General features: G+C 62.0%; 14 protein-coding genes, 2 tRNA genes and 2 rRNA genes. 12 read left to right on the top strand and 6 right to left on the bottom strand.

Translation table 11 applies throughout. From position 1 onward, the window contains the following. Positions 1-28 precede the first annotated feature (28 nt). The 5 genes from SR858_RS01950 to SR858_RS01970 all read left to right on the top strand — a co-directional run bounded on the left by SR858_RS01950 (position 29) and on the right by SR858_RS01970 (position 7,600). A tRNA-Ile gene (locus SR858_RS01950) sits at positions 29-105 on the top strand. A gap of 30 nt (positions 106-135) precedes the next feature. Next, positions 136-211 (top strand) — tRNA-Ala (locus SR858_RS01955). A 221-nt stretch (positions 212-432) separates the two neighbouring features. Beyond that, a 23S ribosomal RNA gene (locus SR858_RS01960) occupies positions 433-3,305 on the top strand. Positions 3,306-3,450: 145 nt separating this feature from the next. Beyond that, positions 3,451-3,563: ribosomal RNA gene (gene rrf, locus SR858_RS01965) — 5S ribosomal RNA — on the top strand. Between the two features lie 167 nt (positions 3,564-3,730). Beyond that, a complete protein-coding gene (locus SR858_RS01970) occupies positions 3,731-7,600 on the top strand; it encodes a sensor histidine kinase (protein ID WP_322534304.1) in 3,870 nt (1,289 codons plus the stop codon). Between the two features lie 4 nt (positions 7,601-7,604). Here the strand turns inward: SR858_RS01970 and SR858_RS01975 are convergent, their stop codons facing one another. The 3 genes from SR858_RS01975 to SR858_RS01985 all read right to left on the bottom strand — a co-directional run bounded on the left by SR858_RS01975 (position 7,605) and on the right by SR858_RS01985 (position 10,339). After that, positions 7,605-7,946, bottom strand: a complete 342-nt coding sequence (locus SR858_RS01975; RefSeq protein WP_026637769.1) for a DUF1840 domain-containing protein — start codon at positions 7,944-7,946, stop codon at positions 7,605-7,607. Between the two features lie 156 nt (positions 7,947-8,102). Then, on the bottom strand, positions 8,103-8,624 hold the full coding sequence (locus SR858_RS01980) for a hypothetical protein (RefSeq protein WP_019924478.1): 522 nt from the start codon (positions 8,622-8,624) through the stop codon (positions 8,103-8,105). Next, positions 8,621-10,339 carry a M1 family metallopeptidase gene (locus tag SR858_RS01985; protein ID WP_019924477.1) on the bottom strand — a complete coding sequence of 573 codons (1,719 nt, stop codon included), beginning with the start codon at positions 10,337-10,339 and terminating at the stop codon, positions 8,621-8,623. The genes SR858_RS01980 and SR858_RS01985 overlap by 4 nt, the downstream gene beginning before the upstream one ends. A gap of 195 nt (positions 10,340-10,534) precedes the next feature. On the opposite strand from SR858_RS01985, the gene SR858_RS01990 reads away from it, so the two are divergent. Continuing rightward, positions 10,535-12,823 carry a DOMON domain-containing protein gene (locus SR858_RS01990; protein ID WP_019924476.1) on the top strand — a complete coding sequence of 763 codons (2,289 nt, stop codon included), beginning with the start codon at positions 10,535-10,537 and terminating at the stop codon, positions 12,821-12,823. Positions 12,824-12,837: 14 nt separating this feature from the next. Here SR858_RS01990 and SR858_RS01995 read toward each other — a convergent pair whose 3' ends face one another. Then, on the bottom strand, positions 12,838-13,758 hold the full coding sequence (locus tag SR858_RS01995; protein ID WP_019924475.1) for a DUF6624 domain-containing protein: 921 nt from the start codon (positions 13,756-13,758) through the stop codon (positions 12,838-12,840). Between the two features lie 27 nt (positions 13,759-13,785). Then, positions 13,786-15,369, bottom strand: coding sequence for a YifB family Mg chelatase-like AAA ATPase (locus tag SR858_RS02000; protein WP_019924474.1), 1,584 nt, complete (start codon positions 15,367-15,369; stop codon positions 13,786-13,788). A 180-nt stretch (positions 15,370-15,549) separates the two neighbouring features. Here SR858_RS02000 and SR858_RS02005 point away from each other — a divergent pair, with 180 nt between their 5' ends. The 3 genes from SR858_RS02005 to SR858_RS02015 all read left to right on the top strand — a co-directional run bounded on the left by SR858_RS02005 (position 15,550) and on the right by SR858_RS02015 (position 21,156). After that, positions 15,550-16,281, top strand: coding sequence for a hypothetical protein (locus SR858_RS02005; RefSeq protein WP_154820137.1), 732 nt, complete (start codon positions 15,550-15,552; stop codon positions 16,279-16,281). An 88-nt stretch (positions 16,282-16,369) separates the two neighbouring features. Beyond that, positions 16,370-19,510, top strand: a complete 3,141-nt coding sequence (locus SR858_RS02010; protein ID WP_019924472.1) for a glycoside hydrolase family 2 TIM barrel-domain containing protein — start codon at positions 16,370-16,372, stop codon at positions 19,508-19,510. Continuing rightward, positions 19,507-21,156, top strand: a complete 1,650-nt coding sequence (locus SR858_RS02015) for a glycoside hydrolase family 43 protein (RefSeq protein WP_154820139.1) — start codon at positions 19,507-19,509, stop codon at positions 21,154-21,156. The genes SR858_RS02010 and SR858_RS02015 overlap by 4 nt, the downstream gene beginning before the upstream one ends. Positions 21,157-21,196: 40 nt before the next feature. Here the strand turns inward: SR858_RS02015 and SR858_RS02020 are convergent, their stop codons facing one another. After that, complete coding sequence (locus tag SR858_RS02020) at positions 21,197-21,496, bottom strand: accessory factor UbiK family protein (RefSeq protein WP_019924470.1); 300 nt, start codon at positions 21,494-21,496, stop codon at positions 21,197-21,199. 294 nt (positions 21,497-21,790) lie between these two features. On the opposite strand from SR858_RS02020, the gene SR858_RS02025 reads away from it, so the two are divergent. From SR858_RS02025 to SR858_RS02035, 3 genes are read left to right on the top strand one after another with little or no spacing between them, the layout of a single operon-like run. Then, on the top strand, positions 21,791-22,561 hold the full coding sequence (locus SR858_RS02025) for a TorF family putative porin (protein ID WP_026637768.1): 771 nt from the start codon (positions 21,791-21,793) through the stop codon (positions 22,559-22,561). A gap of 11 nt (positions 22,562-22,572) precedes the next feature. Next, positions 22,573-22,911, top strand: coding sequence for a P-II family nitrogen regulator (locus SR858_RS02030; RefSeq protein ID WP_008444920.1), 339 nt, complete (start codon positions 22,573-22,575; stop codon positions 22,909-22,911). A gap of 10 nt (positions 22,912-22,921) precedes the next feature. After that, complete coding sequence (locus SR858_RS02035; RefSeq protein WP_026637767.1) at positions 22,922-24,454, top strand: ammonium transporter; 1,533 nt, start codon at positions 22,922-22,924, stop codon at positions 24,452-24,454. The last annotated feature ends 63 nt before the right edge of the window (positions 24,455-24,517 follow it).

Consider the following 24,517-nt stretch of genomic DNA (forward strand, 5'->3'; position numbering starts at 1 on the left):
TCGACTGTCAATTAGAAGAACAGCATTTGGGGCTGTAGCTCAGCTGGTTAGAGCACCGTGTTGATAACGCGGGGGTCGTTGGTTCGAGTCCAACCAGCCCTACCAGTTAAGCGCAAAACCTTGTAGTAAATCTCAGGGGGATTAGCTCAGCTGGGAGAGCACCTGCTTTGCAAGCAGGGGGTCGTCGGTTCGATCCCGTCATCCTCCACCAAGAGTTCAAACGTAAATCAAAGCGATTTAGGTTTGGTCTTTTAGAGACCAAGTGCTGTATGTTCTTTAACAATCTGGAAGAAGTAAGTAGATTTTTATGTGTCGTGTTACGCTAAAACGTAATGCGATGGGTAATGATTGTATGTATCAACAAACGCAACAACGTAGTACTTCTTATTCCTATAAACGCTCCTTGTTTAGTCGCAGGGGCTAACGTTATAGGGACAAGTGAATAAGTGCACATGGTGGATGCCTTGGCGATTACAGGCGATGAAGGACGTAGTAGCTTGCGATAAGCTGCGGGGAGCTAGCAAACAAGCTTTGATCCGCAGATTTCCGAATGGGGAAACCCGGCCTTTTAGGTCATTGCAACCTGAATACATAGGGTTGCAAAGCGAACGCGGCGAACTGAAACATCTAAGTAGCTGCAGGAAAATAAATCAACCGAGATTCCCAAAGTAGTGGCGAGCGAAATGGGAAGAGCCTGTACGTGATAGTCGATTGAATAGTGGAATGCTCTGGAAATGGCAGCCATAGCGGGTGATAGCCCCGTACACGAAATTCAAACGGTGGTACTAAGCGTACGACAAGTAGGGCGGGACACGAGAAATCCTGTCTGAATATGGGGGGACCATCCTCCAAGGCTAAATACTCGTAATCGACCGATAGTGAACCAGTACCGTGAGGGAAAGGCGAAAAGAACCCCGGGAGGGGAGTGAAATAGATCCTGAAACCGTGTGCATACAAACAGTAGGAGCGGACTTGTTCCGTGACTGCGTACCTTTTGTATAATGGGTCAGCGACTTACATTCAGTGGCAAGGTTAACCATATAGGGAAGCCGTAGAGAAATCGAGTCCGAACAGGGCGATAGTCGCTGGGTGTAGACCCGAAACCAAGTGATCTACTCATGGCCAGGATGAAGGTGCGGTAACACGCACTGGAGGTCCGAACCCACTAATGTTGAAAAATTAGGGGATGAGCTGTGGGTAGGGGTGAAAGGCTAAACAAACTTGGAAATAGCTGGTTCTCTCCGAAAACTATTTAGGTAGTGCCTCAAGTATCACCATCGGGGGTAGAGCACTGTTATGGCTAGGGGGTCATCGCGACTTACCAAACCATTGCAAACTCCGAATACCGATGAGTGCGAGCTTGGGAGACAGACGTCGGGTGCTAACGTCCGGCGTCAAGAGGGAAACAACCCAGACCGCCAGCTAAGGTCCCAAAGATTGGCTAAGTGGAAAACGAAGTGGGAAGGCTAAAACAGTCAGGATGTTGGCTTAGAAGCAGCCATCATTTAAAGAAAGCGTAATAGCTCACTGATCGAGTCGTCCTGCGCGGAAGATGTAACGGGGCTAAGCCAGTCACCGAAGCTGCGGATATGCGTAAGCATATGGTAGGAGAGCGTTCTGTAAGCCTGCGAAGGTGTCTTGTAAAGGATGCTGGAGGTATCAGAAGTGCGAATGCTGACATGAGTAGCGATAATGGGGGTGAAAAGCCCCCACGCCGTAAGCCCAAGGTTTCCTGTTCAACGTTCATCGGAGCAGGGTGAGTCGGCCCCTAAGGCGAGGCAGAGATGCGTAGCTGATGGGAAGCAGGTTAATATTCCTGCACCGTCGTATGATGCGATGGGGGGACGGATCGCGGAAGGTTGTCTGCCTGTTGGAATAGGCAGTTTCTGGTTCATAGAAGGCACTTAGGCAAATCCGGGTGCGTAATTCAAGGGACTGGGACGAAGAACTTCGGTTCTGTAGCAATCGGAAGTGGTTCCAAGAAAAGCCTCTAAGCTTCAGTCATACGAGACCGTACCGCAAACCGACACAGGTGGGCGAGATGAGTATTCTAAGGCGCTTGAGAGAACTCGGGAGAAGGAACTCGGCAAATTGGTACCGTAACTTCGGGAAAAGGTACGCCCCGGTAGCTTGGTCACTTTACTGTGATAGGGCGAAAGGGTTGCAATAAACTGGTGGCTGCGACTGTTTAATAAAAACACAGCACTCTGCAAACACGAAAGTGGACGTATAGGGTGTGACGCCTGCCCGGTGCTGGAAGATTAAATGATGGGGTGCAAGCTCTTGATTGAAGTCCCAGTAAACGGCGGCCGTAACTATAACGGTCCTAAGGTAGCGAAATTCCTTGTCGGGTAAGTTCCGACCTGCACGAATGGCGTAACGATGGCCACACTGTCTCCTCCCGAGACTCAGCGAAGTTGAAGTGTTTGTGATGATGCAATCTACCCGCGGCTAGACGGAAAGACCCCATGAACCTTTACTGTAGCTTTGCATTGGACTTTGAATCAATCTGTGTAGGATAGGTGGGAGGCTTTGAAGCGGGAACGCCAGTTTTCGTGGAGCCAACCTTGAAATACCACCCTGGTTCATTTGAGGTTCTAACCTTGGCCCGTTATCCGGGTCGGGGACAGTGCATGGTAGGCAGTTTGACTGGGGCGGTCTCCTCCTAAAGTGTAACGGAGGAGTTCGAAGGTACGCTAGTTACGGTCGGACATCGTGACGATAGTGCAATGGCATAAGCGTGCTTAACTGCGAGACTGACAAGTCGAGCAGGTACGAAAGTAGGACATAGTGATCCGGTGGTTCTGTATGGAAGGGCCATCGCTCAACGGATAAAAGGTACTCTGGGGATAACAGGCTGATTCCTCCCAAGAGTTCATATCGACGGGGGAGTTTGGCACCTCGATGTCGGCTCATCACATCCTGGGGCTGTAGCCGGTCCCAAGGGTATGGCTGTTCGCCATTTAAAGTGGTACGTGAGCTGGGTTTAAAACGTCGTGAGACAGTTTGGTCCCTATCTGCCGTGGGCGTTGGAAATTTGAAGGGGGCTGCTCCTAGTACGAGAGGACCGGAGTGGACGAACCTCTGGTGTACCGGTTGTCACGCCAGTGGCATTGCCGGGTAGCTAAGTTCGGAAGAGATAACCGCTGAAAGCATCTAAGCGGGAAACTTGCCTTGAGATGAGATTTCCCAGAGCCTTGAGCTCTTTGAAGGGTCGTTCGAGACCAGGACGTTGATAGGCTGGGTGTGGAAGTGCAGTAATGCATTAAGCTAACCAGTACTAATTGCCCGTACGGCTTGTCCCTATAACCTTAGCAGGTTGTAGCGAATAAGAAGTGCGTTGGAACGTTCGTTGATACAACTTCATTACCCAGGTGTGTATGCACACCGACTACTTACTTCTCCCAGATTCTGGGCAACGTCAAACGACGCGGCCCGTACAGTTCAATGCCTGATGACCATAGCAAATCGGTCCCACCCCTTCCCATCCCGAACAGGACCGTGAAACGATTTTGCGCCGATGATAGTGCTGCAACCAGTGTGAAAGTAGGTTATCGTCAGGCTAGTTATTCCTAAAAAGCCCCACCAGCAAACAACGCTGGTGGGGCTTTTTTCATTTGCTCCGATATTTCTGAATTACAATAAGTTCAACTCGGGGTTAAAAAAGATGTTAAATCGTGCAACGCGTCTGGCCGTTTTGTTTGCCTGGCTTTGGCTGGCAGCATGCGCCGTGGCCGCGCCGCTCAGTTTGCGCTTCGATCACCTCGGCGTGGAAGACGGACTGTCGCAAGAGACGGCGACCCGGATTTTGCAGGACCGCCACGGCTACCTGTGGATCGGTACCCAGGCTGGCTTGAACCGCTATGACGGTTACCGCGTCACTACCTTCAAGAACAATCCTTCCGATCCCGGCAGCCTGGGCGATAATTACATCCAGGCGCTGTTTGAAGACGCCCACGGACAGTTGTGGGTCGGTACCAAGGGTGGTCTCGATCGCTTCGACCGGGCGACCCGGGATTTCATTCACCACTCCACCGCGTCGGCCAACCTTTCGATCACCGGCATCATTGGCGATGGCAAGGATGGCCTGTGGTTGACGACCAGTGCCGGCTTGCAGCACTTCGATATCGCTACCGGAACGATGCGCGCGCTGCGCCACGTGCCCGGCGATGCCGGGTCGCTTCCCGATGATCGCGTGAACGCGGTGGTACGCGATTCTCGCGGCAACCTGTGGGTGGGTACCGCTAGCGGACTGGCGCTGCTGCCGGCCGGCGCCAGCAAGTTTCGCCACCTGACGCCGCAGGCGGTGGCAGCGCCATCGAACAATATTACCGTGCTGGACCTGGGCCCCGATGGCCGGATATGGGCGGCCGGCCTCACTGGTTTGCAAACCTGGCGCCTGGACGGCGATACCGCGATACAACTGCCGCTGGATGGGGCCGAGATCTTCGCCACGCGCCGGGTGTCTGCCATGCTGCACGATGACCAGGGACACCAGTGGGTGGGTTTGCGCGATGGCGGCCTGCTGCGCCGCGACCCCGAACCGGGTGAGCAAGGTAAACAGGGTGGCGGCGTGAAGTACCATCATTACCGCGCCAGTAGCCTCGACAGGAACGGTATTTCCGACAACGAGATCAGCGCGCTGTACCAGGACCGCACCGGCACGCTATGGGTCGGCAACTGGTACAGTGGCCTGAACCGGGTAGACCTGCTCAGCGGTGGATTCGAACGCTACACCGAGAACGCTGGCGTGTTGACTGCCATTAGCAACAACCAGGTGCGCGCGATTGCCAATGCCGGCGGCGACAAGCTGTGGCTGGCCACTGGCAACGGCCTGACCCGCCTCGATCCGGCCCGGGGCACCAGCGAAATCTGGCACACCGATACCGTGAATCCATCGAGCGTGCCCAGCAACCAGTTGCTTACCGTGGCCACCGACCACCAGGACCGCCTGTGGGTGGGCAGCGAGGCCGGGGTGGCGTGGCGCGATCCGGGCAGCGGGCGCTATACACGGCTGACGCTGGACGGCGACCCGACGTCACGCTCGGTGCAACGGATACTGGTCGACCGCGCTGGCCAGATCTGGATCGGTACCCGCGCGGGCCTGCACAGCGTCGATCCCCACACGCTGGCGGTGACCACTTACCGCTACGCTGCCGGCAATCCGGACAGCATCGATGGCCGCGTCAGGGCACTGCTGGAGGACCATACCGGGGTGTTGTGGATCGGAACCGAGAATGGCCTGGAGCGCTTTGATCGCCAGACCGGAAAATTCCGCCATTATCGCCACCAGCCCAGGCAGCGCGGCAGCTTGTGCCACCAGCGTGTGCAGTCTTTGTATGAAGACGCTGCGGGTGGCTTGTGGGTGGGTACCGGCGCCGGCCTGTGCAAGGCCGAAGCGGGGCCGGATGGCCAGTTGAGGTTCCGTTACTATCCGGTGCGCGAAGGCCGTTCGTCCGATCCGGTTGGCGCCATCCTGGGCGACGCCAAGGGCCGGCTGTGGATCAGCAGCACGAGCGGCATCGACATGTTCGATCCGGCGACGGGCGTGTTCAAGCAGTACATTGCCAAGGATGGCCTGCTCGACGGTTCTTATTTTGCCGGCTCCGGCTACCAGGCGCCGGACGGCACCATGTACTTCGGCGGCATCACCGGCATGACCGCGTTCCATCCGCTGCGCATCCACGACAACCCGATGCCGCCGCAAGTGGCGATCACCGATTTCTCGATTTTCAACCAGTCGATCCTGACGGCCATCATGCGCGAGGACGTGCTGCCGAAGGGACCGCTCGATGCCGCCAAGTCGGTCACGCTGGGGCCGCGCGACGCCATGTTCTCGATCGAATTCGCCGCCATGCATTTCGCCGACCCGCAGCGCAATGGCTATGCCTATCAGCTCGAGGGCTTCGATCCGCAATGGGTGTATACCGACAGCAGCCGGCGCCTTGCCACCTACACCAACCTCGATCCCGGCCGCTATGTATTCCGGGTGCGCGCGGCCAACAAGAATGGCGTCTGGACCAGCGAACCGGTGGCGCTGGAAGTGGTGATTACGCCGCCGTTCTGGAAGCAGTGGTGGTTCCGCCTGCTGGTCCTGGTACTGGCAGTGGGACTCGGTTACCTGTTGTTCCGCCTGCGCATCCGGCGACTGGTGCGGCAAAAGCAGACGCTTGAAAACGAAGTGATTGGCCGCACGCGCGAGCTGGTGCAGCAGAAGGAATCGGTCGAGCACGAAAAGCGCGAAGTGGAGCGGCAAAAGGACAGCGTGGAACTGGCGCACCGCAATATCTCGCTGCTGTCCGATATCGGCCGCCGCCTGACCGCCAACCTCGATAGCGAGGCGATCATGTCGATGTTGTACCAGCAGGTGCATGCGCTGATGGACGCCAGCGTGTTCGGCATCGGCATCTATCGCCCGGAGCAGGAATTGATCGAATACCCGTTCGCCATGGAAAAGGGCAAACGCTATACGCCCTACACCCGCAGCATGCTGGAGCCGAACCAGCTGGCCGTATGGTGCATCAACCATGCGCAGGAAGTGTTCATCAACGACCTGGAACAGGACTACCCGCGCTATATCGCCAACCTGGCGCTGGTGTCGGACGCGGAGCACATGGGCACCCTGGAAGACGGCTCGCTGCCATCCGAGCCGCGCTCGCTGATCTATGTGCCGATCTCGGTGTCGGGGCAGGTACGCGGCGTAATCACGGTGCACAGCTACCGCGCCAACGCCTACCAGCGCATCGATCTCGACATGCTGACCACGCTGGCCTCGTACGTGGCGGTGGCGTTTGCCAACGCCGATTCGTACCGCCAGTTGCAGGACGCGCAGCAGCAACTGGTGGAGCGCGAAAAGCTGGCGGCCCTGGGATCGCTGGTGGCCGGCGTCGCCCACGAACTCAATACGCCGATCGGTAACAGCCTGGTGATCGCCAGCACGCTGGAAGCGAAGACCACCGATATCGAAGCGCGCCACGCCGACAACGCGCTGCGCCGCTCGGACCTCAAGCACTACATCGAGGCGTCGCGCGAAGCGTCCACGCTGCTGATGCGCAGCTTGCATAACGCGGCGGAACTGGTGAACAGTTTTAAACAGGTGGCGGTGGACCAGGCCAGCGCCAAGCGGCGACGCTTCAATCTGCACCAGGCCAGCGCCGAAATCGTCACCACCATGAAGAACCAGATCCGCAAGGCCGGCCACCGGATGGTGCTGGAAATGCCGGACGATATCGAGATGGACAGCTTCCCCGGTCCCTATGGCCAGGTGATCATCAACCTGATCAACAACGCGCTGCTGCATGCGTTCGACGGTCGCGAAGATGGCTTGATCCGGTTGTGGGCGGTACGGGTGGGGACGGAAAACGTGCGCATCGTGTTCGAGGATGACGGCTGCGGCATCACGCTGGAACACCAGGCCCGGATCTTCGATCCGTTCTTCACCACCAAGCTGGGGCAGGGCGGCAATGGCCTGGGCTTGAGCATCACCTACAACATCGTCAGCTCGCTGCTCGATGGCGCGATCCGCGTCGACAGCGCCGTGGGCGTGGGGACGCGGTTTACCATCGACCTGCCGTTACAGGCCAGCCTGAACGGCGATTGATGATTTAGACGCCCCAGACGATAGGCTGGTTTTCCTGCTTGGCCAGGCGCAGCATCTCCACCAGCGGATAGGCGCGGGCCGCGAAGCCCACGCGCTGGGCCAGCGCATGTTCGACCGTCTCGCCTTCCTCGCGCTCGTGGGCGTGGATGTCGTATTCGATATCGGTTTCGGGATGCAGTTTGCTTTCGGCCACCTGGTCTTCCAGCACCGACAGCGCCTCGGCCGCTTCGGTGGCCGTGATCACGCCGCGCGTGGGATTCTTGTGCAGCAGGTCGAGGATGCGTTGGGCATGTTCCTGGTACATCAACACTTCAGGGCTGTAGCGGGTTTTGAACGTGATTAACATGATGCGCCTCTTGATTTTGTTGGATGGTGCGGTGCGCCGGCTCTCGTTGGCGGGCACGCCGTAAGACCACTTTAATTCATTTCTGAATGTTTGGAAGAGGCAAACCTAACAGTTAAGCCAACTCTAAGTGAGCAAATTGTTTCAAACTATTTCTGTTCATTGCAGCTTGAACGAGTCGAGGAAGGTCGCCACCTGCTCGCGCGCGATATGGCGCTCGGCGCCCATCACCACCACCTGGTACACGCGGCGGTCGCGCGCGATAAAGCGGCCGATCAGCAGCGTGGGCTCGCCATTGCGCACGCCTTTCGCTTCGGTGCTGACGGTCGTTTGCGCACCGTCGGCAACGGTGGCTTGGCTGGTGCTTTGGCTCGTAATGGTGGCGCCGATATTGCGCGCCAGCGCAGTCTGCATGGCCAGCAGCGCGGCCGGCGCCTGCGCCGCGTCGGTCAACTCGGCGCTGCCCACGGCGAATACCACGTCGTCCACTTCGGCCGCCGTCATCGTCATCCGCACCGGCAGCTCGCCCAGCCGCACATCGCGCGCGTGCGTTGCCGGTTTGCCGGGCAAAAGCACGTTGTACGGCGCGTCCTTGCTGCGGTAGTCGCGCCAGTTGTAGTGCGGGTCGCAGGCGCTGAGCACGAGCGCCAGCAGCGGGACCGCCAGCAGGCGCGTGTTCATTTGGCCGCCTTGCTCTTCTTGCGCGCCGCTTCGTCGGCTTGCCACGCCTCGATGTGCGCAGCGCGGCGCAGCACGCGCGAATACGGATCGATGGTCACCAGCGCGCGCGGCGGCAGCGTCAGCACGCCCTGGCCGTCCGTCATGGGCAGCTTCTCGATGCGGTCGTTGACGCGTACTTCGAGCGGCATCGGGAAGGCGCCGCCGTCCTTGAGCTGCCAGCGCAGCGTGAGCTGGTCGCCGGTTCGCGTCTCGACCAGTTCGGGCAGCGCGGCGTGGTACAGGTAGGCGTCGAAGAACCAGCCCAGGTCGCGGCCGGCCGCTTCGTTGGCGATGCCGATGAATTCCTTGGTGCTGCTCCAGCGCGGCTGGAACTGGCCCGGCACCGGCGTGTCGGTGCCATAGACCATGCGCCGCGTGGCGCGGAAGAAGGCGTCGTCGCCGACCAGGTTGCGCAGCGTGTGCAGGATCAGCGAACCCTTGACGTAGATGTCGTTGCCAGGACCGCCTTTATCGGCATCGTACACATCCTGGATGCGCTGGGTTTTGCCGCTGACGATGGGCGCCTTGTTCTTGATGGCCTGGCGCTGCTTGAACAACTCGGCCTGGAACGCCATCTCGCCGCGCAGCGACTGCAGGTACAGCGGCTGCATATAGCTGCCGAAGCCTTCGTGCAGCCACATGTCGTCCCAGTCGGCGTTGGTCATCTGGTTGCCGAACCACTCGTGCGATAGCTCGTGGTGCAGCAGCCAGTCGTAACCGTACGGCGACTTCAGGTACTTGTTGCCGTAGGCGTTGATGGTCTGGTGTTCCATGCCCAGGTGCGGGGTTTCGACCACGCCCATTTTCTCGTCGCCGAACGGGTAAGGACCGATGCGGCTCTCGAAGAAGTCGAGCATGGGCGTGAATTCATCGAACAGTCCCTGCGCTTTCTTGCGGTTTTCCGCATCCCCTTGCAGGTACCAGTAGCGCAGTGGGATGGTATTGCCGTAGCGGCTCACGTAGTCGCCCGCGAGCACCTCGTACGGCCCGATGTTGAGCGACACGCCGTAGGTGCTGGGGTTCCTGGCGCGCCAGTCATAGGTGCGCCACCCGTCTTTTTCCGTCATGCCGGTCGCCACGCCGTTGCCGGCGACGACCAGGGGAGACGGCACCGTGATGTGCAGGTCGATCAGTTTCGGTTTGCCCATCGGGTGATCGATACAGGGCCAGAACAGATCGCACCCTTCGCCCTCCACCGTGGTGGCAACCCACGGCTGGCCGTCGGCGGTCCGGGCCCACACGAAGGCGCCGTCCCACGGCGCCCGCTTGGCCACGTGCGGCACGCCGTGGTAGCGGATGCGCACAGTGGTGCGCTCGCCCGCCAGCAACGGCTTGGGCAAGGTGAGGTACAGGCGGCCGTCGGGATTGCTGATGGCCGCTGCCGGCAAGGCCACACCGTCCACGCTGGCGCCGTCGATCGGCAGGTTGCGGTCGAGTTCCACCGCGATGCGGGTGAGCGGCGCAGTGGCGGTGAAGGTGAGCGCGGTGTCGCCGCGGATGCTTTGCGTGGCAGGATCGACGCGCAGCGCCACATCGGCATGCTCGAACGTGACCGCCAGTTGCTCGGGCGCGCGCGGGCTGCCGGAGTTGGCGGTGAAGTCGGTCATCGGTACTGGAGCGGTGGCGCAGCCGGCCAGCACGGCGCTGGCGGCAAGCAGAAGGGGCAGGCGTGTCATGCGGATTCCGGCAAGTTGGAGGCAACGCTGAATATAGCAGCAAGGGTGGCGAACAAGTGATGTTATGCGCGCACTTCGACAGAATTTAGCGTGGACGATCTTCTCAAAAATAGTTCTCAAAAAAGCATCTTGCTGCGGTAAACTGCTGCGCACAAAACAGGGGCGATAGTGGACTCAATTTTCAGGGTATTTCGCATGGCAGGCTTTGCTGCCATGTTTGCCGCCGGCGATGTGGCGGCCGTGGAGCAGGACGAACGCCACCAGCGCGTTCCGCCATTGCCAGCCATGCTGGCCGACCGCACCGCCAGCTTGCGCATCGATGGCGCGCTCGATGACGACGCGTGGCGCGCCGCACCCGTATTCGACGCCTTCCACCAGTTTCTCCCCGCCGACGGCAAGCCGGCGCCGGCCAACCTGCGCACCACGGTACAACTGCTGATCGACGACGGCGCGCTGGTGTTCGGCATCCGCGCCTGGGACGACGCGCCCGAGCGCATGCGCGGCACCCTCACGCGGCGCGACAAGGTGAGCCTGGACCAGGACTTCATCGGTGTGTGGCTCGACCCCACGGGACATGGCCGCGCGGCGCAATTCGTGCGCGTGAATATCGCCGGCGTGTTCAGCGACGGCATCTATCGCGCGGATCTCGACGAGTCGGACCTGGGACCGGACTTTCCCATCGACGCAGCAGTCAAGCGCCTGGCCGACGGCTATACCATGGAGATCCGCTGGCCGCTGTCGAACCTGCGCTTTCCCTACGCCGACGGCAAGACCTGGCGCGTGATGATCGAGCGCAGCGTGCCGCACGCGGATGGCCTGCTGCTCACCAGCACCCCGCTCAAAAACGGCTCGCTGAGCCACATCGCGCTGTTGCAGGACGTGGGCGGCATGGGCGACACGGTGGCGGCGGTGCGCGACCGCAGCTTCGTGGAACTTAAGCCGGAACTGACCATGCGTTCCAACCGCGACCGCGATGAAACGGGGCGCCAGCGCGGCGACCGCGCCAGCGTGGGCCTGGAGATCAATGCCCGCCCGCGCGCCGACTGGGTGTTCAACGCCACCGTCAATCCCGATTTCTCGCAGGTGGAAATCGACGAACCCACGTCGTCGGGCGCCAGCCGCATCGCCCTGAGTCTGCCGGAGAAGCGCGGCTTTTTCCTCGAAAGCTCGGACGTGCTGGGCTTGCCGCTGTCGGCATTTTATTCGCGCACTGTGGCCGACCCGGAATGGGGCTTGCGCGCCACCTGGCGCGACGCCGGCGCCGACGCCACCGTCATGAGCTTGCGCGACCAGGAGGGTGGCGTGGTGCTGCGCGGCGGCGCCTACGAGACGGCCGAATACGCGCAAACCCGGCGCACGCTGGCCAGCATGGTGCGCACGCGCTGGCATGGTGAGCACACGGTGATGGGCGCGTTCGTCTCGCAGCGCGGTTATGGCGACGCCGGCAGCAACGAGGTGGCGGGTTTCGACGGCCAGTGGCGCGGCGAAGGCCAGCAGGCCTTGTGGCTGCTGATGCACTCGCAAACCAGCGCCGGTTTCGTGGAAGAGCCGGTGGCGCGCAGTGCCCGCGTGGCCACGCGCCACGGCGGCTACGCACTCGGCAAATTCACCAGCATCAGCGACGCCTGGTGGAACGAGTTTCAGCTGGAGGCGATCACGCCGGGTTTTGTGAACGACAACGGCTTTGTGCCGCAGGCGGGCGTGCTCAAGACCGACATCAATCTCAACCGCCGGCTGGGCGGACGTACGCTGGCACTTGGCGGCGCCGAGCTGGAACTGTACGAATTCGAAGCGCACCTGGGGGTACACGAGATCCGCACCCTGTCGGATAATCGGCTGGACCAGCAGGCCAACCAGGTTGTCGAGCGCAAGCTGCAGCCGGGAATCTGGTTCCGCGCCGGACGGCAGACCAACCTGTGGGCCAACCTCGGCTTCGACCAGCAGCGCGGCCGCCGACTGGGGCCTCTGCACGATGTGCCAGCAGTGCACTTCGGTTTCGAATCGTCGCCGCTGTCGTGGATGACCAAGTTCAATGCCGAAGTCACGCTGGGCCGCCAGCTCGACGTCGATGCCGATCGCGTGGGCAGCGGCGGCAACGCCGTCGTGGACCTGGGCTTGCGCCTGCCGTTGCCTGGCGCCCGTGGCTGGTCGATCGAGACCGATTTCCGGCTCAACCGCGCGTGGGTGCAGGGCACCCTGGGCCGGCCGGCATTCGTGGACAACGGCTGGCGCGCGCTGGGTATGCTGCACTTCACGGCTGCCGACTCATTGCGGCTGCTGGCGCAAACCACGTCGGCCGCGCGCCGTGACGACGGCGTCTCGGGGCTGGACCCGTGGGCCGAGCGGCAGATGCACCGCTCGCTGTTGTACCGTCACCTGTGGCGGCACGGCCGCTCGATGTCGGTGGGCTTTTCGCGCGACCGCACGCGCGACCCGGACACCACCAACAAGTCCCTGACGGTGAAGGTCCAGTGGGAGATGTGAGTTGAAGCCGTAAGCTATTCGCCCGGCGTGGCAGGAGTGGACGGCTCGGCAGGTTTGGCCTGCTCGGCCGGTTTAGGCGGCTTGGCCAGTTGCGCCTGCAACGCGGCAAACGAGGACATGCCCATTTCCAGCCGTCGCTGGTCGATATTGGCGATGTCCTCGATCCGATAGAACTGGATCGCACCATCCTCGCGGGTGCTGTACTGGGTACCGTAGATCTGCGGCCGTTTCTCGAATATGCGCACGCGGTCCAGCGTGGTGGCCAGGTTGACCAGCCTGATTTCATGCCTGGCGGCCGCCGCGCGCATGAAGACCGCCCAGTGCTTGAGCTGCGCCGGTGGCGCGTGCTGCGCGACCAGCCACGCCTCGTTGGCAGCTTGCGCGCCCACCATTGAAATCGTGGGCCAGCCCTTGGTAGTGACGATCTGGCGCAGGCGCCGCTGGCGTTTGCGATCGTCCGCCGCAAACTTCTTTTCTGACGCGGCATCGCGCTTGCCGGCAGCCCAGGCCTGGCGCACCGCGCGGTCCTGCGTCCCCATCTCGATCAGTTCGCGTGCGATGTCCGGCTGCGGTACCGGCAGCGGGTAGAGCAGCATGGTTTGCGGAATGGCGGTGGCGGCATCGGACACCAGTTGGGTATCGGCTTCCCAGTCCGTGTCACCGAGCATCACGGTGCACGTGACGGCGGGCGGCAGGTCGATGCGGTAGGTATCGGCTTCGATCTGGCCATGGATGCGCTCACTGCCATCCTGGCAGTCGGCAAAGATCGCGGCTTTCGGCGGCAGGGTGCCGGTGGCGCTGACGATTTTGCCGGAGTAGGGGATGGGGTGGGTGGCCGGAGTTGGGGCCGGCGTGTCTTCGGCGCGGGCGGTACCGGTGAGCGCTGCGAACAGGAGCGCGGCGACGGCGATTGGTTGTCTGCGGGTTGAATTCATGGTGTGATTCTCTCACAGCCCGAGCGCTCACCGATCCTTCAACGCCCGCCGATACTGCACCGCCTCCCCGATATGCTGTTCGCCGATGCCTTGGGCCCCGGCCAGGTCGGCGATGGTGCGCGCCACGCGCAGGATGCGGTGGTAGGCGCGGGCTGACCACTGGAAGTGTTCCATGCTGCGTTTGAGCTTGGCCTTGCCTGCCTTGTCGGGCTTGCACAGGCGGTCGATTTCGCGGGTGGTAAGGAACTGGTTGCGCTTGCCCTGGCGCGCCAGCTGGATCTCGGCGGCGCGTTGCACGCGGACGGCAATCGCGGTGGAAGGTTCGCCGTCGGCGTCGGCGGCCAGGGTGTCGGGTTCCACGGCGGAGACTTCGATCTGCATGTCGATGCGGTCGAGCAGGGGGCCCGAGACGCGGCCTTGGTAACGGGCGATCTGCTCGGTCGTGCAGTTGCATACGCCGCTGGGATGGCCGTGGTAGCCGCACGGGCACGGGTTCATCGCGGCGATCAGCTGGAAGTGGGCGGGGAACTCGGCCTGCTGCGCCGCGCGCGAGATGGTGACGCGGCCCGACTCCATCGGCTGGCGCAGCACGTCCAGTACGCGCCGGTCGAACTCGGGCAGCTCGTCGAGGAACAGCACACCGCGATGGGCCAGCGAGATTTCTCCCGGACGCGGATAGCCGCCGCCACCCACCAATGCCACGCCGGATGCCGTATGGTGTGGCGCACGAAACGGCCTGCGCTTCCAGTCCTCGATCCGGAAGCCGCCGGTGAGCGACTGCACGGCCGCCGCTTCCAGCGCTTCGTCGTCGGTCATCGGCGGCAGCAGGCCGGGAAAGCGCGCCGCCAGCATGGTCTTGCCGGCGCCGGGCGGGCCCACCATCAAGATGCTGTGGTTGCCGGCCGCCGCCACCTCCAGCGCGCGCTTGACCATGAACTGGCCCTTGACGTCGGCCAGGTCGGCCACCTCGGTCATGGCCACCGCCAGCGCAGATGTGTGCCGGGTCAGCATCGCCTCGTGTGAGCTGGCCGCCAGGTGGGCGCACACTTGCAGCAGCGAGCTGGCCGGGTAGATGGCGGCGCCGTTCACCAGCGCCGCTTCGTCGGCATTGGCTTGCGGCAAGATGAAGCCACGCCGGTCAGCTTTACCGGGCGGAGTACGCTGCTTGACAGGCTCTTTACCGTGCTCGCCATTGTGTCCGCAATCACGCCCGGCATCGCGCGTCATCGCCAGCGACATCGCCAGCGCCCCCCGGATCGGTCGCAGCTCGCCCGACAGCGACAGCTCGCCGGCAAACTCGTACTGGTCCAGGATATCGGCGGGAATCTGGCGCGAGGCGGCCAGGATGCCCAGTGCGATCGGTAAATCAAAACGGCCCGATTCCTTGGGCAGGTCGGCCGGCGCGAGATTGACGGTAATGCGCTGGGCGGGAAACTCGAAGCCGCCGTTCTGGATCGCGGCGCGCACGCGGTCCTTGGCCTCCTTCACTTCGGTATCTGCGAGGCCGACGATGGTGAAGGCCGGCAGGCCGTTGGCCAGGTGTACCTCGACATTGACTTGCTGCGCTTCCATGCCCGCGAGGGCGCGGCTCTTGAGTACGGCCAGGCTCATGTGTTTCCCCTACGTGATCACGGGCTGCCGCGAGTGTAGCGGGTTGGCCAGGCCAGGCCTTGATCTGCGGCAGGAGCGGTGCTACCTTGCGCAAGGAAACATTGATAGATGGTAAAGTTGTTGATCGTCGATTTTGTGGAGCCCGATATGCGCATTGCCACTGTGATTCAACGAACGGGTTTGCGAACCATCCAGGCCGGCTTGCTGGCGCTGGCGGCGGGCGGCGCGATGGCGCAAGCGCCGGACCAGGATGCGGCGGCGGCCGCACCGCCGCCGCCACGCCCGCTGTTGCTGCTGCTGCAGCCAGCACCGTTCAACCATCCCGACAAGGCTGGCGCCGGCATCGGCGTAGTCGATGTCACGCTCAAGGTGCCCGACGTGCAGGTGGGCGCCGATACTGCGCTGTTGCAGCTGCCGCTCGTGCTCGAGCAAGGGGAAACGGTGGCCGTCACGCTCAAGGAACTGACCGTGCGCGACAGCCACGGCAACGTGCCGCTGGCCACGCGCGACGTCAAGGGACCGGACGGCAAACTGCGCGAATGGACGTCGCCGCGCGAGGTGCAGGGCGACCTGGTGGTGCACTACCAGGCGCCGGTGGAACCGCCACCGCCCAAGCGCCGCGCCGCCGCGCCGGCCGACGCGACCCCAGGTCCAACGCTGCCACCGCCCGCCACCAGCGCGCTGCGCGCCGAGCGTGGTGGCCTGGCCGTCGCAGGCAATGCACTGGTGCTGCTGCCGCCGGACGGCAGGCAGTATCCGGTGTCGGTGCGCTGGGATTTGTCGAAGCTGGGCGACGACGCCATCGCCAGTTCCAGTGCGGGTGACGGCGATGTGCTGCTGCCCATGGGCGCGCCCTCGCGGCTGTGGTCCGCCACCTTCACTATCACACTGCCTAAACGCGCAAGCAATTGACCGGAGGGCATGACCTCCGGCGTCGTGCATCGCCTATACTCGGCGTTGGCATCTTTGTCATCGTTTTCATGAAAAGGTAGAACAGCCCATGGCCAAAAAAACCGCTTCTGTCCACGCATGCCTGCTGGCGCTGGCGTCCCTCTCGGTCGGTGTGCACGCCGGCCCCGCACCAACGACGCTCACCGAGTGGCAGCAACCGGAAGTGGTGGCCGTGAACCGCGAACCGATGAAGGCGACGTTCTTCAATTTCGAAAGCCGCGACAAGGCGATGGCCGGCGACATGGCCGCCTCGCAATACTACCTGTCGCTCGACGGCACCTGGCAGTTCGCCCATTCCAATACGCCCGGCGAACGCCCGAAAGATTTCTACCGGAACGATTTCGACACCAGCCGCTGGGGCACCATCCAGGTACCGGGCATGATCCAGGCGCAGGGATACGGCAAGCCGATTTTCACCAACGTCGATTACCCGTTCCCGCTCGACGAACCGCATGTGCCGGACGCCTTCAACGACGTCGGTTCGTACCGGCGCGACTTCGTGGTGCCCGCTGGCTGGGAAGGGCGCGAAGTGTTCCTGCACGTGGGCGCGGCCGGTTCCGCTTATTACATATGGGTCAACGGCGAGAAGGTGGGCTACTCGGAGGACTCCAAGCTGCCCGCCGAATTCAAGCTCAATCGCTACCTCAAACCGGGCAAGAACAATATCGCGCTCGAAGTCTATCGTTGGGCCGACGCCTCGTACCTGGAGGACCAGGACTTCTGGCGCCTGTCCGGTATCGAGCGCAGCGTGTACCTGTATGCCGAACCGAAAGCCTGGCTGCGCGACTACACCGTCACTGCACTGCTCGACAAACACTACACCGATGGCGTGTTCAAGCTCAAAGCGGAATTGGCCGGCGCATCGGCGGCAGGCGAAATAGCGGTCACGCTGTTCGACGGCGAGCGCGAAGTATTTTCCCGCAAGGCGAAGATCGACGGCAGTGCCGCCACCATCGATAGCGTGCTGCCCAAGGTGCGTGCCTGGTCGGCCGAGACGCCCAACCTGTACCGCATGCTGATCGAATACCTGGATGCCGACGGCAAGCTCGTATCGGCCACGTCGCGCCGCATCGGCTTCCGCACGGTGGAGATGAAAGATGGCGAAGTACGCGTCAACGGCAAGCGCATCATGATCAAGGGCGCCAACCGCCACGAGCACGATCCGGTCACGTATCGCTTGATGTCGCTGGACCTGATGCGCAAGGACGTGGAGATGATGAAGCAGGCGAACGTGAACGCCGTGCGCACCTCGCATTATCCGAACGATCCGCGCTGGTACGACCTGGCCGACGAATACGGCCTGTACGTGATGGACGAAGCCAATATCGAATCGCACGCCTACATGCATTTGGGTGACCACTCGAAGGTGCCCGGCTACCGCGAACAGGTGCAGCTCGGGTACAAGCCGCAGTGGCGCGCGGCTCATCTCGACCGCGTCTCGCGCATGGTCCAACGCGACAAGAACGCGCCGTCGATCATCTTCTGGTCGCTGGGGAACGAGGCCGGCACCGGGCCCAATTTCGAACACGCGGCGCAGTGGATCCGCGCCAACGATCCCACCCGCCTGGTCAGCTACCTGGGCTACGGCACCATCGGCGAAACCCACAAGCCCAACGCCTACGTGGACATCTATGCGCCGATGTACGACGACATCGAAAAGATGGTCGACTATGCGGTCGATCCGCGCTTCACCCAGCCGATGATCCAGTGCGAATACGTGCACGCGATGGGTAATTCGCTCGGTAACATGGAAGACTACTGGCAGGTCATCCGCGCCCATAAAAAACTGCAGGGCGGCTTTATCTGGGACTGGGTGGACCAGACCGTGTTTGCCACCGACGACAAGGGCCGCCGCTACTGGGCGTCCGGCTTCGACGTCAATCCCAAGGTAGGCGACAACAGCGTGGTGGGAGACGGCGTGGTGCGCTCGGACCGTACGCCCGATCCCGAATACTACGAAGTGCAAAAAGTGTATTCGCCGCTGGTGTTCGAGGGCGATCCGAGGTCCGGCAAGGTCACGGTGGTCAACCGCTACGACTTCCGCGATACGTCCGACCTCGATTTCGACTGGGTGCTCACCAACGACGGCAACGAGGTCACGCGCGGTGCGCTGACCGTGCCGGCCGTCGCTGCAGGCGCGAGCCGCCAGGTGGAAGTCAGGCTGCCCAAGCTGCGTTCGACCGGCGGCGAACAACTGGTGACCTTGCGCGCCAAAGCACGCACCGGTTCGGTCAAGGGCGTGGCGGCCGGCACGGTGGTGGGCTGGTCGCAGTTCGTCACGGTGCCAGCTTCCACTCCGGCGGCGACGGCCAAAGCGGTGCAGCCAACGCGCGCGGGCGACGACATCCGCCTCGCTGGCGGCCCGGCCGTCTTGCGGCTCGATGCGAAGACCGGCCTGGTGGACTACGCGGTAAACGGCAAGACCGTGCTCAAGGGCGGCGCACCGAACTTCTGGCGCGGGCTGATCGACAACGACGAAGGCGCGGGCGTGGACAAGACGCACCAGGTCTGGAAGACGTTCTCGGAACAGCGCCACGTGCGCTCGGTCACACTGGACGGCAACCGGGTAAAAGTCTTGTATAGCTTTGGCGCCGGCGCCGCCCATTGGCAAACGACGTATACCCTTGATGCCGATGGCGCGCTCGGTGTGGCGGCGACGTTTACGCCGCTGCGCGACGACTTGCCCGATCCGCTGCGCCTGGGCCTGCGCTTCGACAACGACAACACGCTCGACACCATCGCATGGTACGGCCGCGGACCGCAGGAATCGTATGCCGACCGTGCCACCGGCTACGCCATCGGCCGCTACACCGGCAAGGTGGCGGACCAGTACCATGGCTATAGCCGTCCGCAGGAAAGCGGCAACAAGACCGGCGTGCGCTGGCTGTCTCTGTTCAACTCCCAGGGCAGCGGCATCACCGTCAAGGGTACCGCGCCGTTGTCGGTCAACGCGCTGGCGTTTCCGTACGAAGACCTGTACCTGCGCCCGCGCGGTGCCTGGAAAAGCTCGGAGATCGCGCCGCACGGCGCCGGCTCGCTGCTGATCGACCTGGCCCAGAGCGGCGTGGGCGGCGACACCGGCTGGAACCTCACCGGCCGCGCCCACGTCAAGTACCGCATCAAGCTTGAACCGGCCAGCTACAGCTTTACCATCGCGCCGCTTGCTGCCAAACCGCAGGAAACAAAATGAAAATAATGAAAACCGCCGTCGCGCTGGCGCTGGTGTGCAGCGCGCCGTGGACGACTGCTCAAACTCCCGCACAACCGGGCGGCCCGTGGGTAGCCGACCTCGGCAACGGACGCTACCAGAACCCGATCCTGTACGCCGACTATTCCGATCCCGACGCCATCCGCGTCGGCACCACGTTCTACATGACCGCGTCGAGCTTCAGCAACGCGCCGGGACTGCCGCTGCTGCAATCGACCGACATGGTCAACTGGGAACTGGTGGGCCATGCGCTGCCCAAGCTGGTGCCGGCGCAGGCATTCGCCACGCCGCAGCCGGGCAAGGGCGTGTGGGCGCCGTCGCTGCGCCATCACGCCGGCAAATTCTGGATCTTTTATCCCGATCCCGATTTCGGCGTGTACGTGATCACCGCCACCAGCTTTGCCGGACCGTGGAGCGAGCCACACCTGCTGTTGGCCGGCAAAGGCATCATCGATCCGTCGCCGCTGTGGGACGACGACGGCAAGGCGTACCTGGTGCACGCGTGGGCCAAGAGCCGTGCCGGTTTCAACAACATCCTGACCTTGCGCGAGATGGATCCCGAGGCGCGTACGCTGCTCGACCAGCGCGGTAAAGACATCATCGACGGCAACAAGCTCGGTGGCTACACCACGCTCGAAGGCCCGAAGTTTTACAAGAAAGACGGCTACTACTATATCTTCGCGCCGGCCGGTGGCGTGGAACACGGCTGGCAGTCGGTATTCCGCTCGCGTACCATCGCCGGGCCGTACCAGGACCGCATCGTGATGGCGCAGGGCGGCTCCACCACCAACGGCCCGCACCAGGGCGCGTGGGTCGATGATCTGAAAGGGCGCGCCTGGTTCTATCACTTCCAGGACAAGCGCGCGTATGGCCGCATCGTCCATTTGCAGCCGATGCGCTGGCACGACGGCTGGCCGGTGATCGGCGAGGACAAGGCCGGCAAGGGCACGGGAGAGCCGGTACTGATGCACGACAAGCCGGCCGGCAAGGACAGCGGCATCAAGGCGCCACCGGCGGGCGACGAATTCAATGCCGCCAAATTGGGGCAGCAATGGCAGTGGAACGCCAACGAGGCGCCGGGCTGGTATGAACTCAACGCCAAGCAGGGCAGTTTGCGATTGCACGCGCAGGCGGCGCCGGTGGGTGGCAGCGTGCGCGACGTGCCTTCGGTGCTGACGCAAAAATTCCCGGCGCCGGCCTTCACGGTCGATACCCGTATCGCCGTGCAGGGCGACCTGAGCCGCGCGGGCCTGGTGGTGCTGGGGATTCAATACGCGTGGATCGGCGTGCAGCAGGGCAAAAATGGCAGGGAGCTGGTGCTGGCCACCTGCGCAGAACCTGCTGCCGCCTGCAAGGAGCAGGTGCAAGTGCTAAGGCCGCTGGACCAGGGCGCGGACAAACATGCGGATAAACAAGCGCTCTACCTGCGGGCGCAAGTGAGCGACGGCGCGGTGGTGCGCTTCTCTTACAGTATGGACGGCAAGCAGTACACGCTGGCGGGGCAGCCGTTCACGGCCAGTGTGGGACGCTGGGTGGGGGCGCAAGTGGGCTTGCTGGCAACGCAGGCGCCGGGAGCCAGCGGCGCCCCGGCGTATCTCGATGCCGACTACTTCCGCGTCGGCAAATAATCTCAACAATGCGCCGGCAGATTACCCGCCGGCAGCTTGCTTACAGCACCTCGCCTTTGGCGATCTCCACTTTCGGTTCAGGTGCCACCGCAGCCGGCTGCACCGGTGCGGCTTTCGCCTCGAGCGCCGCCAGGCGCGTTTCCAGGGCTTCCAGCTTGGCGCGGGTTTTGGCCAGCACCTGGGTCTGAATATCGAACTCTTCGCGGGTAACCAGGTCGAGCTTGGAGAAGCCCTGGGTCATCATGGACTTGACGTTCTTCTCGATGTCCTTGGCGGGCGAATTTTCGACGGCCTTGGAGATCTTGTTCTGCAAGTCGTTAAAAAAAGTATTCATATCCATAATATTCCTTGATCTGGTGGCTGGACGGATGCACCATTGAAGTGCGTCCGTGTATCGGTGTGGTGCAAATTCAAACAGCGCGGCCAACTTTCCTTCCAAATTATCACTTTTGTCAGAGCCGGCGCCCTGTCGCCCATGACAAAGCAGGCAACTACTGCTATCTACCAGGCAACGTTAGCTGGCACGCATTCTGCTATAGAAGCCAGGGAATGCTTAACGCTTCGCTTCACAAGGATTTTACCCGCATCGCACCTAGTATCTGTATTCAGTTTCGATAACTACAAGGACAAAATGATGAAGAGCCAAAACAAAAGCCTGACCCGAACCCTGACAGCAGCAGCGTTGACTTTGGCATTCGCCACCATGAGCGCTCAAGCGCAGGCCCAGGAAGCGCAACCCGCTGCCGAGGCCGTACCAGACAACCAGATTACCTATAACGTCGCCGTTGTCAGCGATTACCGTTACCGCGGCATTTCGCAAACCCGTCTGCAACCAGCCGTGCAGGGCGGTGTTGACTATGTCAACAACCCCACCGGTGTATATGTAGGGGCCTGGGCCACCAATATCAAGTGGATCAAGGACGGCGGCGGCGATGCATCGTATGAATTCGACGTCTATGCCGGCAAACGCGGCCAGATCACTGATACCTTTGCCTACGACGTCGGCGCGCTGTACTACGCCTACCCTTCGAACAAGCTGAGCACCAACGCCAACACTTTCGAATTGTACGCCCAGGTGAGCGCCGGTCCGTTCTCGCTCAAATACTCGCACTCGACCAGCAACCTGTTCGGTACCGCCGACAGCAAAAACAGCGGCTACCTCGACGGCCAGTTCAACTACGACGTCTATGACGGCTATGTGCTCAATCTCCATGCCGGCCACCAGAACGTCAAGAACAACGGCCCGGTCAGCTATAGCGACTACAAGGTCGGCGTGACCAAGGACTTCGGCGTGTTCTCGGTGTCGGTTGCCGGCATCAAGACCAATACCGATGCATACGTCGGCCGCAACGGCAAAAACCTCGGTAAATCGGGCGCGGTTGTGACTATTTCCAAAACTTTCTAAGCGAGGCTCTCATGAAAATGATTACCGCCATTATCAAGCCGTTCAAGCTCGATGAAGTCCGCGAAGCCCTGTCGGCGATCAATGTGCAGGGCATCACGGTGACCGAGGTGAAGGGTTTCGGCCGCCAAAAAGGGCACACCGAGCTCTATCGCGGCGCCGAATACGTCGTGGACTTCCTGCCGAAGACCAAGATCGAAGCGGCCGTCGATGACAGCATCGTCGAACAGGCGATCGAAGCGATCGAAGGCGCAGCCCGCACCGGCAAAATCGGTGATGGCAAGATCTTTGTGTACAACCTGGAACAGGTGATCCGCATTCGTACCGGCGAAACCGGCAACGAAGCTCTTTAAGGGGATTTAGATGAAGAAAACTATAACAACGTTGCTAGCTGGGGTATCTCTGCTGTTCGCTCTTGCCGCACCTGTCCATGCGCAAGATGCCAAGCCGGCTGATGCGCCGGTGGCCGCCGCCACCGCCGCTGCACCGGAAGCTGCCGCTGCACCCGCCGCTGCGCCTGCGGCGGCCACCGCCGCCGTGGCTGAAACCGCTCCTGCCGCCGCGCCCACCCCGCAAAAGGGCGACAACGCCTGGATGATGGTGGCCACGCTGCTGGTGATCATGATGACGATTCCTGGCCTGGCCCTGTTCTACGGCGGCCTGGTCCGTTCCAAGAATATGCTGTCGATCCTGATGCAGGTCTTCATGATCTTTGCCGTGATCGTCGTGCTGTGGTGTATCTACGGTTACTCGCTGGCGTTTACCGAAGGCAATGCATTCTTCGGCAACCTGCATGACCGCACCTTCCTCAACAATATCTACGATCCGGTCAAGGGCACCTTCGCCTACGCTGCCACCTTCAGCAAAGGCGTGGTGATTCCGGAGTTCATGTTCGTTGCCTTCCAGGCCACGTTCGCAGCGATTACCTGCGCACTGATCGTCGGTGCATTTGCCGAACGCGCCAAGTTCACCGCCGTCCTGCTGGTCGTGGTGATCTGGTTCACCTTCTCGTACCTGCCTATCGCCCACATGGTCTGGTTCTGGACCGGTCCTGACGCGATCAAGGATGCCGCTACCCTGGCGACCGAAACCGCCAAAGCCGGCTACCTGTTCCAGCACGGCGCGCTCGACACCGCTGGCGGTACCGTGGTGCACATCAACGCCGCTGTGGCCGGCCTGGTCGGTGCTTACGTGATCGGCAAACGCGTCGGCTACGGCCGCGAATCGATGGCGCCGCACTCGGTGACCATGACCATGATCGGCGCTTCGCTGCTGTGGGTCGGCTGGTTCGGTTTCAACGCCGGTTCGCCGCTGGAAGCTGGCGACATCTCGGCCCTGGCCTTCATCAACACCTTGCTGGCCACTGCAGCTGCGACCGTGTCGTGGGTCTTCGCTGAATGGATCTTCAAAGGTAAACCATCGATGTTAGGTGGCGCTTCGGGTGCGGTAGCGGGCCTGGTCGCGATTACCCCGGCTTGCGGCTTCGTCGGTCCAATGGGCGCGCTGATCATGGGTCTGCTCGCTGGCGTGATCTGCCTGTGGGGCGTGAATGGCCTGAAACGCCTGCTGGGCGCCGACGACTCGCTGGACGTGTTCGGCGTGCACGGCGTGGGCGGCATCCTGGGCGCCATCCTGACCGGCGTGTTCGCTGCGCCATCGCTCGGTGGCCAGGGCATCTTCGACTACGTGGCCAACAAGCCATCGGCCGACTACTCGATCAGCGGCCAAGTGCTGATCCAGGCAACCGGCGTGGGCGTGACCATCGTCTGGTCGGCAGTGGTTGCCTTCATCGCCTTCAAGCTGGTTGACATGGTGATCGGTCTGCGCGTGCCGGAAGAAGAGGAACGCGAAGGTCTGGACATCACCACCCACGGCGAGTCCGCCTACCACATGTAATCCGGCATGTAATAACGTTGCAACGTTGTTGAAAAAGCCTCCGCACTTGTGCGGGGGCTTTTT

Origin of the sequence: Duganella zoogloeoides (assembly GCF_034479515.1) — a bacterium.
Lineage (GTDB): Bacteria > Pseudomonadota > Gammaproteobacteria > Burkholderiales > Burkholderiaceae_D > Rugamonas > Rugamonas zoogloeoides.

Excerpts from the sequence above, each read along its gene's own strand:
- SR858_RS01990 (WP_019924476.1), top strand. The coding sequence starts at position 10,535 with ATGGCAGGCTTTGCTGCCATGTTTGCCGCCGGCGATGTGGCGGCCGTG.
- SR858_RS01985 (WP_019924477.1), bottom strand. The coding sequence starts at position 10,339 with ATGACACGCCTGCCCCTTCTGCTTGCCGCCAGCGCCGTGCTGGCCGGC.
- SR858_RS02025 (WP_026637768.1), top strand. The coding sequence starts at position 21,791 with ATGAAGAGCCAAAACAAAAGCCTGACCCGAACCCTGACAGCAGCAGCG.
- SR858_RS02020 (WP_019924470.1), bottom strand. The coding sequence starts at position 21,496 with ATGGATATGAATACTTTTTTTAACGACTTGCAGAACAAGATCTCCAAG.
- SR858_RS02010 (WP_019924472.1), top strand. The coding sequence starts at position 16,370 with ATGGCCAAAAAAACCGCTTCTGTCCACGCATGCCTGCTGGCGCTGGCG.
- SR858_RS02000 (WP_019924474.1), bottom strand. The coding sequence starts at position 15,369 with ATGAGCCTGGCCGTACTCAAGAGCCGCGCCCTCGCGGGCATGGAAGCG.
- SR858_RS01975 (WP_026637769.1), bottom strand. The coding sequence starts at position 7,946 with ATGTTAATCACGTTCAAAACCCGCTACAGCCCTGAAGTGTTGATGTAC.
- SR858_RS02030 (WP_008444920.1), top strand. The coding sequence starts at position 22,573 with ATGAAAATGATTACCGCCATTATCAAGCCGTTCAAGCTCGATGAAGTC.
- SR858_RS01980 (WP_019924478.1), bottom strand. The coding sequence starts at position 8,624 with ATGAACACGCGCCTGCTGGCGGTCCCGCTGCTGGCGCTCGTGCTCAGC.
- SR858_RS02035 (WP_026637767.1), top strand. The coding sequence starts at position 22,922 with ATGAAGAAAACTATAACAACGTTGCTAGCTGGGGTATCTCTGCTGTTC.
- SR858_RS01995 (WP_019924475.1), bottom strand. The coding sequence starts at position 13,758 with ATGAATTCAACCCGCAGACAACCAATCGCCGTCGCCGCGCTCCTGTTC.
- SR858_RS02015 (WP_154820139.1), top strand. The coding sequence starts at position 19,507 with ATGAAAATAATGAAAACCGCCGTCGCGCTGGCGCTGGTGTGCAGCGCG.